Origin of the sequence: Bradyrhizobium sp. SZCCHNR1053 (assembly GCF_032381235.1) — a bacterium.
Lineage (GTDB): Bacteria > Pseudomonadota > Alphaproteobacteria > Rhizobiales > Xanthobacteraceae > Bradyrhizobium.
The window spans coordinates 100,087-113,551 of sequence record NZ_JAUHJM010000003.1 but is presented as its reverse complement, the minus strand read 5'-3'; the positions used below and the strand labels follow the sequence as shown (position 1 = coordinate 113,551).

Here is a 13,465-nt window from a genome sequence, read left to right as displayed (position 1 = left end):
ATCTTTAAGAATCGAGGGATACGTTTGTTGCGCTGACTTGATGGGTTTTCGCCAAATTGGCTTTATGCGATGTTCGAAACATGCCTGACGTGAATCCAGATATTCTGATTTGGGCGCGCGAGACCGCTGGGCTTACGCCTGACGAGGCTGTCAAAAAGCTGGGCATAAACCCTAGCAAAAACATGACCGGCGCCGAGAAGCTAGAGGCCTACGAAAAAGGCGTACTGAGTCCGTCACGACCTCTGCTCGTCAGGATGTCACAACAATATAGACGTCCTCTAGTGGCTTTCTACATGAAAAGCAGACCAGCGCAGGGCGCCCGCCCGGAAGATTTTCGAAACATCCCGGATAGAGATCCCGACTCGGACATTTTGATCTCAGTTCTCGTGCGCAATGTGAGAGCAAGGCAATCTGCAGTCCGAGAGATCCTCGTAGACGACGAATCCGCTCCGCTGGCATTCGTTGCTTCGAAATCAATCAAGGACGGTCCGACGGCTGTTCTAGAAAGCATAGTCAACATTACCGGAATGAAGCGCGAGGAATTTCGCGCGAGGCCTACTCCTGAGCTCGCTTTTGCCTACCTGAGAGCAAAAGTTGAAGCGGCCGGAGTTTTTGTCCTACTGATTGGCAACCTGGGCAGCCATCATACTGCGATAGATGCGGAAGCATTCAGAGGTTTCGCCCTTGCGGATGAAATTGCCCCCTTCGTTGTTGTCAACGACCAGGATGCAAGAACAGCCTGGTCGTTCACGCTGATCCATGAATTGGCGCACATTTGGCTTGGCGCCAGCGGCATAAGCGGCAAGGTTTCTGACGTGGAAACCGAAAAGTTTTGCAACACCGTTGCCAATCTATTCTTCCTTTCGGACGCCGAGCTGGACACACTGAAAATTGAGAAGGGCGAATCGCAGCAAGAGACAATTTCGAAGATTTCGGAGTTCGCCAGGAAGCGTCACATAAGCGGATCGATGGTTGCGTACAGCCTCCTGCGAAAGGGCAAAATCACAGTTGAGACGTGGCGCGCCATCACACATTTTTTTTCTACTCAATGGCGGAGGAGTCGAGACGCTCAAAAGGAGCGAGATCAAGATTCATCGGGGCCAAATTACTACGTTGTTCGGCGACATCGTTTGGGGCGCGCCCTGATGCATACCGTCTTGAGAGCTTTAAACGAAGGAACTTTAAGCCCTACCCGCGCGAGCCAAATCTTAGGCGTCAAGCCACGAAGCGTCTCTCCGCTGTTGAGTGACGCAGCTTTTGGCGGCAGAGCCGCTTAAGCCATGCTGTATTTGCTGGATGCGAACGTTCTCATTACAGCTCATACACTTTACTACCCCGTCGATACGGTACCAGAATTTTGGAGCTGGCTAGCCTACCAAGGCGCTGCAGGCTCATTGAAAATCCCCATCGAGAACTTCGAAGAAGTGAAAGATGGAGGCACGGACGATGAGAAGGACCTGCTTTTTGGCTGGATTTCAGACAAAGATGTTCGAGAGGCAATCGTGCTCGACGCTCAAAGTGACCCCGCGTTGGTGGCGGAAGTGATCAGCCGCGGATATGCTCCCGACCTTACCGAAGATGAGCTTCCGGCACTGGGGCGAGATCCATTTCTCATTTCGTACGCACTAGCTTCTCCTAAAGATCGATGCATCGTTACGACCGAAGTTTCGAAACCCAAGCGAGTGAGACAAAACCGGCATATTCCAGACGTATGCGGAACGCTCGGAGTGCAATGCTGCGACACATTTAAAATGACCAGAGCGCTCGGTTTCAAGACGGGATGGAAGCCCTAGCATTATTAGTAGCTGGCTAGCTAATTCACTACCTCTCGACGCTGACAAGCTCCCAAAGATAACAAATCGTGGCATTCAGTAACCCTACGGCCGCAGCCGCAGCACCGCCGCCGGCAGATTCGCGGCCAGCCACTCCGCGATCACCCGCTGCTTGCGGTGATAGGCCAGCCCCACCGCGACCACCGCAACGCCGATCAGCGACAGCGCGAACGGGAACAGCAGCGAATCCTTGAAGACGACGTCGGCGAGATGGCCGAGATACATGGTGATGCCGATGGCGCCGAACACGGCGTAGGCGCGGCGGACGATGATGACGGCGATCGCGAGCAGGCCGACGTTCAGCAGGCAGTAGATCGCCTTGCCCAGCTCGGTCGCGCCTTCGGTGGCGCTGACGCCGCCCCAGAAGGCCATCAGGCCGAACAAGTGCAGCCAAAAGCCGAAGTCGCGGCTGTGGCTGGTGTAGTCGACGATCCACGCCACCGCGAGAATGCCGAGGCCGAACCAGATCGACACGATGCGGCGCATCTCCCAGTCGAAATGGCTGACATTGAAGATCCAGGGCGTGAGGTCCATCGACATGAACCACAGTGCGACCGACATGATCGCGACGATGAAGGGCACGCGATAGAAGCGCAGCGCGATCGCACCCGCCGCGATCGTGGCGATCTCCATGAACAGCCAACTGCCCTTGATCCAGACGTAGAAGTCATGAACCGTGCCGGGCTTGCCGAACTTGCCCCACCAGCCGAATTCGGCCTGGACGCCGTAGACGGCGAGCGGTGCCATCGACACGGCGATGGCGATCAGCAGGCCGCCGGGGACGCGTAGGTCGCGGCGCCAGAGGTGGTCGCCGGCGAAGCCGAACGCGGCGGCATAGGCGAGCGCGCAGGCCGTCAGGGCGCGGCCCCCCATCTGCGAGAAGGCCACTGTCGAGAACAGGCCCATGGCGCCGATCACGATCAGCGCGCCGGCGTACCAGAGCAGATGCGCGGCATCGAATTTGGCGTGCGCCGCCGGACCCGCCTTCGCCTGTTGCTCGAGGTAGGTCAGCAACCGCTGCAACTCGTCGGGCCCGATCGCGCCGGCCCCGGCTGCGGCGCGCAGATCTTGTTCCGAATAGGACATCGTCTTCACCCTCTGTGATCTCGCCGGAGACGGCACGCAGGGGTCCGATCGCGCAAACGCCTGGGGACGTCGCGCGTCGGGACCGGTGCCGACGGGGCGGATATGGGTGAGTGTAACGGAATGTGAGCGACGTTCAATATGATTTTGAACGACGCTCAAATATCTACGACCAACGTTCTAAATTACCCATCGCGACGCGGGTGCTAAAGCTGCTTCGACCCCGCCCTTCTCCACACCGTCATGACCGGGCTTGTCCCGGCCATCCATGTCGTGCGCCTGGAATGACGACGTGGATGCCCGGGACAAGCCCGGGCATGACCAGTCCTGGGTTGGCGGTTTGCCTCATCGCTGAGGCCAGAGGTTGGCGGATACGACCACCAGAGGCCCGCAGCGCAGTCGCCTCAATCCTTGAAATACGGCTCGACCGGGCCGTGGACCTTGATGGTCAGCGGGTTGCCGTGGCGGTCCTTGGCGTTCCCTGCGGCGACGCGGATCCAGCCTTCGCTGATGCAGTATTCCTCGACATTGGTCTTCTCGGCGCCCTTGAAGCGGATGCCGACGTCGCGCGACAGGATCTCCGCATTGTAATAGGGGCTCTTCGGATCGACCGACAGCCGGTCAGGAAATGGGGTCGCAGTCGTCTCGTTGTCGCTCACAGCAGTGCCTCGATCTCTTTCTTCAACGCCTCGGGCGTGGTGGTCGGCGCATGGCGCGACACCACGTGACCGGTGCGATCGACCAGGAATTTGGTGAAATTCCACTTGATCGCTGAGCCCAGCAGGCCCGTCTTCTCGCCCTTCAGGAACCGGTATAGCGGATGCGCGTCCGCACCGTTGACGTCGATCTTCGCGAACAGCGGGAAGGTGACGTCGTACTTGCCGGCGCAGAACGCGCCGATCTCCTCGGCCGTGCCGGGCTCCTGGGCGCCGAACTGGTTACAGGGAAATCCGAGCACGGCAAAGCCCCTGTCAGCATAGGCCCGGTGCAGCGCCTCGAGGCCGCGATATTGCGGCGTGAAGCCGCAGGCGCTGGCGGTGTTGACGATCAGCAGCACCTGGCCCTCGAAGCGCTTCAGCGGCACCTGCTCGCCGGACAGCGAGGTCGCCGTGAAATCGGTGATGCCGGCCATCAGCCCAGCACCGGATCGATCGGCGACGGCGGGGTGCCGCCGGCCTCGATCGCCTCGCCGGCAGCGAGACACATGTCCTCGCGAAAGCGCTGGCCGACGAGCTGGACGCCGACCGGCACGCGACCGACCATGCCGGTCGAGACCGTCAGGCCCGGCAGGCCGAAGAACGGAATCGCGATCTGCGTGAGCTGGGCGTGCCAGACCTGCCTGAAGGACTCCTCGTCCTTGCGGTCGAGCTGATCGGCGAACGGCAGCATGCCCGACACCGGCATCAGCAGCAGCGGATGCTGCTCCATGAACAGGAGCCATTGCCGGGTCAATGCGGCTCGGCGCGCCAAGGTCTGCGACAGGTCGAACGGATGCACCTTGTCGCTGACGCCGCGCAGGCAGGCGAGCGCACCGGGGTCGCCCTCCTTCTCGGCCGCCGCGAGCTGCGCCTCGTAGCCGTCGCCGAGCCAGAGACGGGTCTGCAGCAGCGCGGCCTCCTGCATCGGCGGCGTGTCCGCGATCTCCTCGACGGTCCAGCCGGCGGCTTCCAGCCGCCTGGCGGCATCGCGCAAGGCGGCCACGACCTCCGGCACCGGGTTCAGCCCGTCCGGGTTGACGCACAGCGTGACGCGCTTCGGCAGCGGCGGGCCCTCGAGCGGCACCGGCATCCACCAGACATCGCGAACGTCGCGCGCCGACATCGCGGCCAGCGCGATCCTGACGTCGTTGACCGTGCGGGCGAGCGGGCCGGAGACGGCGCTGATCTGCGGTCCGATCGGGCGCTCGGGGAACTGTGTATTGAAGGCCGGGATGCGGCCGACCGTCGGGCGCAGGCCGTGGATGCCGCAGGCGTAAGCGGGATAGCGGACGGAGCCGGCGATGTCGGTGCCATGACCGATATGGCCGATGCCCGCCGCAGTGGCCGATCCTGCGCCGCCCGAGGAGCCGCCCGGCGTGATGCCGGGGTCGCGCGGATTCTTGGTGTGGCCGTGGATGAGGTTGCTGGTGAACCAGCGATAGGACACCGCCGGGGTGTTGGTGCGGCCGAGCAGCACCGCGCCCGCCTTCACCAGATTGTTGACGACCGGATTGTGTGCCGACGCGATCGCGTCCTTCTGCAGATTGAGGCCGTTGGTGGTGGCGAAGCCGGCCTGGTCGACATTGACCTTGATCGTCACCGGCACGCCGGCGAGCGGCCCCGGGTCCTCGCCGCGCGCCAGCCGGGCGTCGATGGCGTCGGCCTGCTGCAGCACGTCCTCGGGGCGATGGTCGATCACGGCGTTGATCGCGGGATTGACCGCATCGAGCCGCGCCAGCGCCGCGGTCGCGGCATCGCGGGCGGAGACCTGTTTCGACTTGATGAGGGCGGCGAGGTCGGCAGCCGGCAGGCGCCAGAGATCGGTCATGGGAAGCTCCGTGGTGACGGATGGCTGTTCTAGCGCGCGGGCTGGATGGGAGAAAGCCGTCCAGGCGCGGCACTCCGGGATAGCCCATGCAGCAACGCGCATGGGTCTTGTCCCCCGCTCGCCGATCGGGACCGAGGGGACGATCAATACCGATCCTGCATCGATCGATCCGGAAACAAGCTTGGTCAAGCTTCACAAACGACTTTAAGACCTCAAGCAACAACATCACGAAGGGGGAAACCACATGATCAGACCGGGCACCATCATGGCCGCTACATTCGTTCTCGCCGCTGCAGCAACGCTGGCGCCGCGCGCAGGCCACGCCGAGACCTACGCCTATGTCGGCAATGCCGACAGCAACGACATCAGCGTCTTGAAATTCGATGCTGCGACCGGCGAGATGACCCCGGTGCAAACGGCTTCCTTCGTCGGCGTCGACAAGCCGGGCTCGTCGACCCCGCTCGCGGTCAGCCCGGACAAGCGGGTGCTGATCGCCGGTGTGCGGTCGCAGCCTTACCTCGCGGAGAGCTTCGCGATCGATGCCAAGACCGGCCAGCTCACGCATGTCGGCAACGGCCCGCTCGCCGACAGCATGGCCAACATCGCCTTCGACCGCACCGGCAATGTGCTGTTCAGCGCGTCCTATGGCGGCAACAAGGTCGCGGCGAATCCGGTCCAGGCCAACGGCGTGGTCGCCGCGCCGAGCCAGGTGCTCCCGACCGGGCTGAACGCGCATGCCTTCCTGCCCTCGCCCGACAACCGCTTCGTGTTCGCAACCAATCTCGGCTCCGACCAGGTGCTCGGCTTCGCCTTCGACGCCGCCACCGGCGCGCTGACGGCCAAGGACGCGCTGACGGTGAAGACGCCGGAGAAATCCGGGCCGCGGCACTTCATCTTCCACCCGAACGGCAAGTTCATCTATCTCCTGCACGAGCTCAACGCCGATCTCGCCGTCTATGCCTATGATGCCGAGAAAGGCAGCTGGAGCGAGCAGCAGCGCACCACCGCCCTGCCCGCCGGCTTCACCGGCAAACCCTGGGCGGCCGATCTTCACGTGACGCCTGACGGCAAGTTCCTCTACGCCTCGGAACGCGGCTCGAACACGATTGCCGGCTTCAAGGTCGATGCGGCCAGCGGGCGCCTGAGCCTGATCGGCAGCGTGCCGACCGAGACCCAGCCACGCGGCTTCGCCATCGATCCCACCGGGCGCTATCTCGCCGCCGTCGGCGAGCTGTCGAACGGCATGACGGTGTATCGGATCGACGCCGCCGGCGGCGCGCTGGAGAAGCTGAAGTCCTACGCGGTCGGCAAGAAGCCGAACTGGGTGGAGTTCGTCAGCCTGCCGTGACCGAACGCCAGGGCCGCCGCGAGATCGTGAGTGGCGGCCCGGCGTTTCCACCGGCGCTATCATCCCCTATATACAGCGCATGACCATGCCTGCCGCCCAGCCCGACCGCCATCCCCTCGCCGTTCAACATCCGGAACTCGACGACGCATCGATCCGCCTGCTGGTCGAGACCTTCTACGGGCGCGCACGGGAGGACGAGCTGATCGGCCCGATCTTCAACCGTGCGGTGGAGGATTGGGACGAACATATTGGCAGGATCAGCGATTTCTGGTCGTCGATGTTCCTGAAGACCGGCCGCTACAGCGGCGCGCCGATGCGGCCGCATCTGTTGCTGTCGTTGCAGAGGCCGCATTTCGACCGCTGGCTGCAACTGTTCGAGGCGACGGCGAAGGACCTGCTCGCGCCGGAACTCGCGGAGCTCTTCATCGTCCGCGCCCGCCGCATCGCCGACAGCTTCGAGATGGGCATCGCCAGCACGCGCGGCGACATCGTGCGCCCGCGCCATTCGGTCTGACCTCGGCTGCAAACATGCGAGCGTTCGAGGAGCGGCGATGCGGCCGCTCTGCGCTCAATGGCGCGTCATCGATTGCGCCGGCATGTTGAAGATCGCTTCGGAGAACGGGAACTCCAGCACGATCTCGCCGTCCTCGTCGGTGACCTCGATGACGGCCGTCATCAGCGCCGCGTTGCCGCCTTCGGTACGCAGCAGTTCCTTGATCATGTCGCGCGCGACTTCCCAGGCGCGGTCGGGACTGCGCAGCACCTCGCCGTCGGTATCGGAGACCAGTTCCTCGCCGATCCGTGTGTTGAAGAAATATCTAGGCATCATCAGCTTCCAATGGGGTCGCGCGCTTGGGTTTTGAAGTCTCGAACATCTCACGACTGCTTCATCCGGCCAGCTCAGCCCCTCAAGCTAGGGACCGAATTGTACGGCGTTGCGAAGCCATCGATCACGAATTCGTTGTTTTCGCGGCTCAATCCGACGAAAACGGCAGCAACTCGCATCTGCAACTTCGCACTGCAATAAACAGGCCTGAGAGGCTCAAACAAAAAGATTCCACTGGCGAACTTTTCGTAGCACGGTAGTTTAATGCTGAGGACGATAACCGTCCCGTCTTGAAGGAGAGGACAATGGCCTGGAAAGCACCGAAGATCGTTGAAGTGCCGGTCGGCATGGAAATCAACATGTACGCCTGCGCGGCCCGCAAATAATTCGCGGGTGTGACGTCCAGGTCTCGGCGATCAGGACGTCGACGCTTGAGGGTGGGGATCAGCGACCGCGTATGTGCCAGCCCGTACGCGGGTCGGATGTCCCACCCTCGTCACCTTCCCTGCGGGCGATCCTGGCCGTTGGTCAGCTTGCCTGTCGGTCATCCTGCCGCTGGTAATCGCGTGCGCCACCACAGCTGAATTCCAGGAGACGGCTCATGCTTCGCCTCGTCGTCCTGGGCGCCGCCGCAGGCGGTGGAGTGCCGCAGTGGAATTGCGGCTGCGCCGTGTGCCGTGCCGCGCGCACGGATCATCCCGAGATCAGCAACAGCCAGGCCTCGGTCGCGGTCAGCGCCGATGGCGCCAACTGGTTCCTGATCAACGCCTCGCCCGATCTGCGCCAGCAGGTCACCCGCACGCCGCAACTGCATCCGAAGCCCGGCGCCTTGCGCCACAGTCCGATCGCCGGCGTGATCCTGACCAATGGCGAGATCGACGCGGTTACGGGGCTGCTGTCGATGCGCGAGAGCTCGCCATTTTCGATCCATGCGCATCCCAAGGTGCTTGCGATCCTCAGATCGAACAACATCTTCGATGTGCTGAAGGACGAGACCGTCAAGCGCGTGCCGATCGTGATCGATGTGCCGTTCCGGCCGCTTTTGCAGGACGGCAGGCCCTCGGGCCTGGAGGTCACGGCCTTCGCCGTCTCGGGAACGAGCGCGTGGTATCTGCGCGACAAGCAGCATCCCGGCGGCAGCTCCTCGACCGGCGACACGCTGGGCCTGAAGATTGCCGATCTCGAAGGCGGCCAATATTGCTACGTCATCGCCGCCTGTGCCGGCGTCGACGATGATCTGAGAACGAGATTGAAGGGCGCGCCCCTGGTGCTGTTCGACGGCACGGTGTGGCGCGACGACGAGATGATCCAGGCCGGACTCGGCAACAAGACCGGGCAGAGCATGGGACATATCGCGATGTCCGGAGAAAGCGGCGCGATCAAGTCGCTGGCGGATATCGGGATCGGCAGGAAGGTCTTCCTGCACATCAACAACTCCAATCCGGCGTGGCTGCACGCCTCACACGAGCGGCAAACGTTGGAACGCGAGGGATGGGAAATCCCCGCTGAAGGGATGGAGATCGAGCTGTGAGTGAGGCGAAACTGAGTGGAATGACGGCGCTGTCGGTCGGCAAGGGCGTGACCTTGAACAGTGCCAGCGAGCTGGAAGCGGCGCTGCGCCATATCGGGGCGACGCGCTATCACAACCTGCATCCGTTTCATAAGCTGCTGCATGGCGGCAAGCTGAACAGGGGCCAGGTGCAGGCCTGGGCGCTGAACCGCTACTACTATCAATCGACGATCCCAATCAAAGACGCGATGGTGATGACGCGCTTCCGCGATCGCGCCACCCGGCTGGAATGGCGGCACCGCATCGAGGATCATGACGGCGACGTCGGCAGCGAAGGCGGCATCGAGCGCTGGATCAAGCTCACGGAGGGCCTCGGCCTCGACACGGACTATGTCGAATCCACCGAGGGCATCCTGCCCGCTACCCGTTTCGCGGTCGAAGCCTATGTGCATTTCTGCCGCGACCGCACGCCGCTGGAGGCGATCGCCTCGTCGCTGACCGAGCTGTTCGCGCCGAGCATCCATGAGGAGCGCATCTCCGGGATGCTCGAGCACTACAATTTCGTCAACAACGACACGATGAGCTACTTCAAGCGGCGTCTCACCCAGGCGCCGCGCGACGCCAACTTCGCGCTGCATTACGTCAAGGAGCACGCCACCACGCCGGAGCAGCGCGCCGCCGTGTGCAACGCGCTGATCTTCAAGACCAACGTGCTGTGGGTGCAGCTCGACGCACTGTATTACGCCTATGTCGAAGGCAACATCCCGCCCGGCGCCTTCGTGCCGAAGGAGGGGTAGCCGTGTCCCGTTTGAACCACCGCTCTCGTACCGCGAACGGTGCACTCCCTCCCCCCTTGCGGGGGAGGGTTGGGGTGGGGGGTCCACACGGGAAGTCTTTGCTGGGACCCCCACCCCCGACCCCTCCCCGCAAGGGGGAGGGGAGTGGCATCGTGCTCTGCGCGGCCACCGTGCTTCTTCACGACTACACGACTTAGAGACCCGCCATGGCTCCGCGTCACATCCAAGTCACCGAGACCAGCCGCGTGGTGCTGCCGCGACACACCAAGCTGAAGTTCGACGAGACGCGCCAGGTCTGGGTCATCCTCGCCCCTGAGCGCGTGCTGGCGCCGGACGAGATCGCGGTCGAGGTGCTCAAGCTGTGCGACGGCGCGCGCGCCGTCGCCGGCATCATCGACGATCTCGCGGCGAAATATGCCGCGCCCCGCGACGTCATCGCGACCGACGTCGTCGCCATGCTGCAGGATCTCGCCGACAAGGGATTTCTCACCGAGGTTCGGGAGACGACATCATGACCGAGCTCACCGAGACGACGCCGCAGATCGACGCGAATGACGGCCTTGCCGTGCTGGAGCGGCGCGGCTCCACGGCCGAGACCTACGGCATCCCGCTCGCCGTGCTGGCCGAGCTGACGCATCGCTGTCCGCTGCAATGCCCCTATTGCTCCAACCCGCTGGAGCTCGATCGCGCCGGGCAGGAGCTGACGACGGCGGAGTGGAAGAAGGTGCTGTCGGAGCTCGCCGAGATCGGCGTGCTGCAGATCCACTTCTCCGGCGGCGAGCCGACCGCGCGCAAGGATCTGGTCGAGCTGGTGCAGCATGCCAACGACGTCGGTCTCTACACCAATCTGATCACCTCGGCCGTGCTGCTGACCCGCGAGCGGCTGAAGGAGCTGGCCGATGCCGGGCTGTCCCATGTCCAGATCAGCTTCCAGGGCAGCGAGGCCGGCATCGCCGACCGCGTCGGCGGCTACAAGGGCGGTCACGCCAAGAAGCTCGAGGTCGCGCGCTGGACCAGGGAGCTCGACCTGCCGCTGACGGTCAACGCCGTGATGCACCGGCAGAACCTGCATCAGCTGCCTGAGATCATCAAGATGGCGGTCGATCTCGATGCCGACCGGCTCGAGGTCGCCAACGTGCAGTATTACGGCTGGGCTCTGAAGAACCGCGCCAGCCTGATGCCGACCTACGCCCAGCTAGAGGAGACCGACCGCATCGTCGAGGACGCCCGCGAGCGGCTGAAGGGCACGCTGACCATCGACTACGTGGTGCCGGACTATTACGCGCTGCGGCCGAAGAAATGCATGGGCGGCTGGGGCCGGCAGTTCTTCAACATCTCGCCGTCGGGCAAGATCCTGCCCTGCCACGCCGCCGAGAGCATCACCGGGCTCGACTTCATGTCTGTCCGCTCGAACCATTCGATCGCCTGGATCTGGCAGAACTCCGAGGCCTTCAACCGCTACCGCGGCACCGGCTGGATGAAGGAGCCGTGCAAATCCTGCGAGTTCCGCGAGATTGATTTCGGCGGCTGCCGCTGCCAGGCGTTCGCGCTGACCGGCGACGCCGCCAACACCGATCCGGCCTGCACCTTGTCCCCGCTACACGAGAGCATCTTCAAGCAGGCCGAGCGTGACGCGGCCTCGGGCCAGGACCGCTTCCTCTATCGCAACTTCGCCGGCGGCACGCCCGAGAGCAATGATGCCTGACGCCGAAGCCGGCCGCGCCTCCGCGCACCGCAGCGATCCGTTCACCCCGCTGACGTCGGAATGGCTGGATGTCTCCGGCGGTCACCAGATCTATGTCGAGAGCAGCGGCCGCGCTGGCGGCATTCCCGCGGTTTATCTGCACGGCGGGCCGGGCTCCGGATGCCAGCCGGATCACCGCCGGCTGTTCGATCCCGAGCGCTTCCACGCCGTGCTGTTCGACCAGCGCGGCGCCGGCCGTTCGCGTCCTGCACGCAGCCGCGACAACAACACCCTGCCCGACCTGATCGCCGACATGGAGGCGATCCGCGAAAGATTCGGTTTCGAGCGCTGGATCGTCGCCGGCGGCTCCTGGGGCGCCACCTTGGCGCTGGCTTATGCGCAGGCGCACCCGACGCGCGTCACGGGGCTGGTGTTGCGCGCGACCTTTTTCGGCACCCGCGCGGAGGTGGCGACCGCCTTCGGCGAGACGCTGGCGCGCTTTCACCCGGCCCTGCACCGCGACTTTCTGGAGCTGCTGCCGGAGAACGAGCACGCCGATCCGTGCGACGCCTACTTCCGGCGCATCCTCGATCCCGATCCGGCGATCCATGGCCCTGCCGCCCGCGCCTGGCACGATACCGAGCGCGCGCTGTCGGAGGTGAAGCCCGCGCGCGCCCGGCTCGATCGCCTCGCCATCCGCTCCGGCACCGCCTTGCCGGCGACGCCGTTCATGGAGGCGCACTATTTCTCGCACGACAGCTTCATGGCGCCGGACCAGTTGCTGCGCAATGCGAACAGTCTCAGCGGGATTCCCGGAATCATCGTGCAGGGCCGCTACGACCTGCTTTGTCCGCCGGCGACCTCGGCACGGCTGGCGGAGGTGTGGCGCGACGCCGAAATCCGTGTCGTCGAAGCCGCAGGTCACAATCTTTATGACCCCGGCATCCGCGATGCGGTCATGAAAGCCATCTCCGACATGGCTAAGCGCACGACCGCGCCTTAAACATGTGATCGTCTCCCCTCATTCCTGAGGAGCCATGCGCAGCATGGCGTCTCGAAGGATGAGGCCGATCCATCCCGACCTCATGGTTCACCAGGCAATGCGCAAGCATTGTCCGCGAGACGCGCCCGAGGGGCGCTCCTCACCATGAGGAATTGGCCGCCAAACAAGGACATCTGCAATGCCCATCGCCGGGAAAGGCATGCTGTTGACATCGATGAACATCGATGCCGCTGACGAAGCCGACTTCAACCGCTGGTATGACAGCGAGCATCTCGAAGAGCGCGTGGCCATCCCCGGCTTCATCGAGGCGCGGCGCTATGTCGCCGAGCAGGGCAGCCCGAAATATCTCTGCCTGTATTCGACCGAGACGATCGACGTGCTCGACAGCGCGCCCTATCGCGCCCGGCTGGAGTCGCCGACGGAATGGTCGAAGGCAGTGATGGCGCGGTTCAAGAACATGATCCGCAGCGTCGCACGCATCACGATCTCGATCGGCGCCGGTCGCGGCGCGGTGCTCGGCATCATCCGCCTGCGGCCGAAGCCGGGACAGGACGGGGCGCTGCGCGACGCGCTGCAGATCGAGCTCGATCCGAGCGAGGTCAAGGGCGTCATCTCGATGCACCTGCTCGAGGGCGATGCTGATCTCTCCGGTCCGGCAGCCGGGGTTCCCGCGAGCTCGCGCGATGCCGACTGGTTCATCCTCATCGACGGCACCGACAGTCATGCCATCGCGACCTTGATGACCACGCGCTTCGCGGCGATCGACGGTCCGCTGGCGACGCAGATCTCGGCCGGCATCTACAGGCTGATGTGGGACCTGAGCCGCGCGGACATCGCCTCTGGCTGAGCGCGCATT

At 63.8% G+C, this 13,465-nt stretch carries 16 protein-coding genes; 11 read left to right on the top strand and 5 right to left on the bottom strand.

Annotation, left to right across the window (positions count from 1 at the left end):
* Positions 1–80: 80 nt before the first annotated feature.
* Positions 81–1,277, top strand: coding sequence for an XRE family transcriptional regulator (locus QX051_RS09650; RefSeq protein ID WP_315775935.1), 1,197 nt, complete (start codon positions 81–83; stop codon positions 1,275–1,277).
* A gap of 3 nt (positions 1,278–1,280) precedes the next feature.
* A complete protein-coding gene (locus tag QX051_RS09645) occupies positions 1,281–1,793 on the top strand; it encodes a DUF4411 family protein (RefSeq protein ID WP_315775934.1) in 513 nt (170 codons plus the stop codon).
* Between the two features lie 84 nt (positions 1,794–1,877).
* Here the strand turns inward: QX051_RS09645 and QX051_RS09640 are convergent, their stop codons facing one another.
* The 4 genes from QX051_RS09640 to QX051_RS09625 all read right to left on the bottom strand — a co-directional run bounded on the left by QX051_RS09640 (position 1,878) and on the right by QX051_RS09625 (position 5,441).
* On the bottom strand, positions 1,878–2,918 hold the full coding sequence (locus tag QX051_RS09640; RefSeq protein ID WP_315775933.1) for a hypothetical protein: 1,041 nt from the start codon (positions 2,916–2,918) through the stop codon (positions 1,878–1,880).
* A 401-nt stretch (positions 2,919–3,319) separates the two neighbouring features.
* Positions 3,320–3,574: a DUF3297 family protein gene (locus tag QX051_RS09635; protein ID WP_315718031.1), complete on the bottom strand. Its 255-nt coding sequence runs from the start codon at positions 3,572–3,574 to the stop codon at positions 3,320–3,322.
* On the bottom strand, positions 3,571–4,047 hold the full coding sequence (locus tag QX051_RS09630; RefSeq protein WP_315775932.1) for a glutathione peroxidase: 477 nt from the start codon (positions 4,045–4,047) through the stop codon (positions 3,571–3,573). Before QX051_RS09630 ends, QX051_RS09635 begins: the two co-directional genes overlap by 4 nt.
* On the bottom strand, positions 4,047–5,441 hold the full coding sequence (locus QX051_RS09625; protein WP_315775931.1) for an amidase family protein: 1,395 nt from the start codon (positions 5,439–5,441) through the stop codon (positions 4,047–4,049). The genes QX051_RS09630 and QX051_RS09625 overlap by 1 nt, the downstream gene beginning before the upstream one ends.
* A gap of 244 nt (positions 5,442–5,685) precedes the next feature.
* On the opposite strand from QX051_RS09625, the gene QX051_RS09620 reads away from it, so the two are divergent.
* Positions 5,686–6,789 carry a lactonase family protein gene (locus QX051_RS09620; protein ID WP_315775930.1) on the top strand — a complete coding sequence of 368 codons (1,104 nt, stop codon included), beginning with the start codon at positions 5,686–5,688 and terminating at the stop codon, positions 6,787–6,789.
* Positions 6,790–6,868: 79 nt separating this feature from the next.
* On the top strand, positions 6,869–7,303 hold the full coding sequence (locus QX051_RS09615; RefSeq protein ID WP_315775929.1) for a group III truncated hemoglobin: 435 nt from the start codon (positions 6,869–6,871) through the stop codon (positions 7,301–7,303).
* 54 nt (positions 7,304–7,357) lie between these two features.
* Here the strand turns inward: QX051_RS09615 and QX051_RS09610 are convergent, their stop codons facing one another.
* Entirely contained in the window at positions 7,358–7,615 is a 258-nt protein-coding gene (locus QX051_RS09610; RefSeq protein ID WP_315718026.1) for a DUF6894 family protein, read from the bottom strand.
* A 305-nt stretch (positions 7,616–7,920) separates the two neighbouring features.
* On the opposite strand from QX051_RS09610, the gene pqqA reads away from it, so the two are divergent.
* The 7 genes from pqqA to QX051_RS09575 all read left to right on the top strand — a co-directional run bounded on the left by pqqA (position 7,921) and on the right by QX051_RS09575 (position 13,456).
* Positions 7,921–8,001, top strand: coding sequence for a pyrroloquinoline quinone precursor peptide PqqA (gene pqqA, locus QX051_RS09605; RefSeq protein ID WP_012029362.1), 81 nt, complete (start codon positions 7,921–7,923; stop codon positions 7,999–8,001).
* Between the two features lie 215 nt (positions 8,002–8,216).
* The gene (gene pqqB / locus QX051_RS09600) at positions 8,217–9,146 is read left to right on the top strand and encodes a pyrroloquinoline quinone biosynthesis protein PqqB (protein ID WP_315775928.1); all 930 of its coding nucleotides are present in this window, start codon (positions 8,217–8,219) and stop codon (positions 9,144–9,146) included.
* A 20-nt stretch (positions 9,147–9,166) separates the two neighbouring features.
* On the top strand, positions 9,167–9,922 hold the full coding sequence (gene pqqC, locus QX051_RS09595) for a pyrroloquinoline-quinone synthase PqqC (RefSeq protein WP_409998086.1): 756 nt from the start codon (positions 9,167–9,169) through the stop codon (positions 9,920–9,922).
* A 206-nt stretch (positions 9,923–10,128) separates the two neighbouring features.
* On the top strand, positions 10,129–10,437 hold the full coding sequence (gene pqqD, locus QX051_RS09590; RefSeq protein ID WP_315738637.1) for a pyrroloquinoline quinone biosynthesis peptide chaperone PqqD: 309 nt from the start codon (positions 10,129–10,131) through the stop codon (positions 10,435–10,437).
* Complete coding sequence (gene pqqE, locus QX051_RS09585; RefSeq protein WP_315775926.1) at positions 10,434–11,627, top strand: pyrroloquinoline quinone biosynthesis protein PqqE; 1,194 nt, start codon at positions 10,434–10,436, stop codon at positions 11,625–11,627. The genes pqqD and pqqE overlap by 4 nt, the downstream gene beginning before the upstream one ends.
* Positions 11,620–12,609, top strand: coding sequence for a prolyl aminopeptidase (gene pip / locus QX051_RS09580; protein ID WP_315775925.1), 990 nt, complete (start codon positions 11,620–11,622; stop codon positions 12,607–12,609). The genes pqqE and pip overlap by 8 nt, the downstream gene beginning before the upstream one ends.
* Before the next feature lie 178 nt (positions 12,610–12,787).
* Entirely contained in the window at positions 12,788–13,456 is a 669-nt protein-coding gene (locus tag QX051_RS09575) for a DUF4286 family protein (protein ID WP_315738641.1), read from the top strand.
* Positions 13,457–13,465 lie beyond the last annotated feature (9 nt).

Bases quoted from the DNA above. Each gene is read 5' to 3' on its own strand.
- QX051_RS09650 (WP_315775935.1), top strand. From the start codon at position 81: ATGCCTGACGTGAATCCAGATATTCTGATTTGGGCGCGCGAGACCGCT.
- QX051_RS09645 (WP_315775934.1), top strand. From the start codon at position 1,281: ATGCTGTATTTGCTGGATGCGAACGTTCTCATTACAGCTCATACACTT.
- QX051_RS09640 (WP_315775933.1), bottom strand. From the start codon at position 2,918: ATGTCCTATTCGGAACAAGATCTGCGCGCCGCAGCCGGGGCCGGCGCG.
- QX051_RS09630 (WP_315775932.1), bottom strand. From the start codon at position 4,047: ATGGCCGGCATCACCGATTTCACGGCGACCTCGCTGTCCGGCGAGCAG.
- QX051_RS09625 (WP_315775931.1), bottom strand. From the start codon at position 5,441: ATGACCGATCTCTGGCGCCTGCCGGCTGCCGACCTCGCCGCCCTCATC.
- QX051_RS09620 (WP_315775930.1), top strand. From the start codon at position 5,686: ATGATCAGACCGGGCACCATCATGGCCGCTACATTCGTTCTCGCCGCT.
- QX051_RS09615 (WP_315775929.1), top strand. From the start codon at position 6,869: ATGACCATGCCTGCCGCCCAGCCCGACCGCCATCCCCTCGCCGTTCAA.
- QX051_RS09610 (WP_315718026.1), bottom strand. From the start codon at position 7,615: ATGCCTAGATATTTCTTCAACACACGGATCGGCGAGGAACTGGTCTCC.
- pqqA (WP_012029362.1), top strand. From the start codon at position 7,921: ATGGCCTGGAAAGCACCGAAGATCGTTGAAGTGCCGGTCGGCATGGAA.
- pqqB (WP_315775928.1), top strand. From the start codon at position 8,217: ATGCTTCGCCTCGTCGTCCTGGGCGCCGCCGCAGGCGGTGGAGTGCCG.
- pqqC (WP_409998086.1), top strand. From the start codon at position 9,167: ATGACGGCGCTGTCGGTCGGCAAGGGCGTGACCTTGAACAGTGCCAGC.
- pqqD (WP_315738637.1), top strand. From the start codon at position 10,129: ATGGCTCCGCGTCACATCCAAGTCACCGAGACCAGCCGCGTGGTGCTG.
- pqqE (WP_315775926.1), top strand. From the start codon at position 10,434: ATGACCGAGCTCACCGAGACGACGCCGCAGATCGACGCGAATGACGGC.
- pip (WP_315775925.1), top strand. From the start codon at position 11,620: ATGCCTGACGCCGAAGCCGGCCGCGCCTCCGCGCACCGCAGCGATCCG.
- QX051_RS09575 (WP_315738641.1), top strand. From the start codon at position 12,788: ATGCCCATCGCCGGGAAAGGCATGCTGTTGACATCGATGAACATCGAT.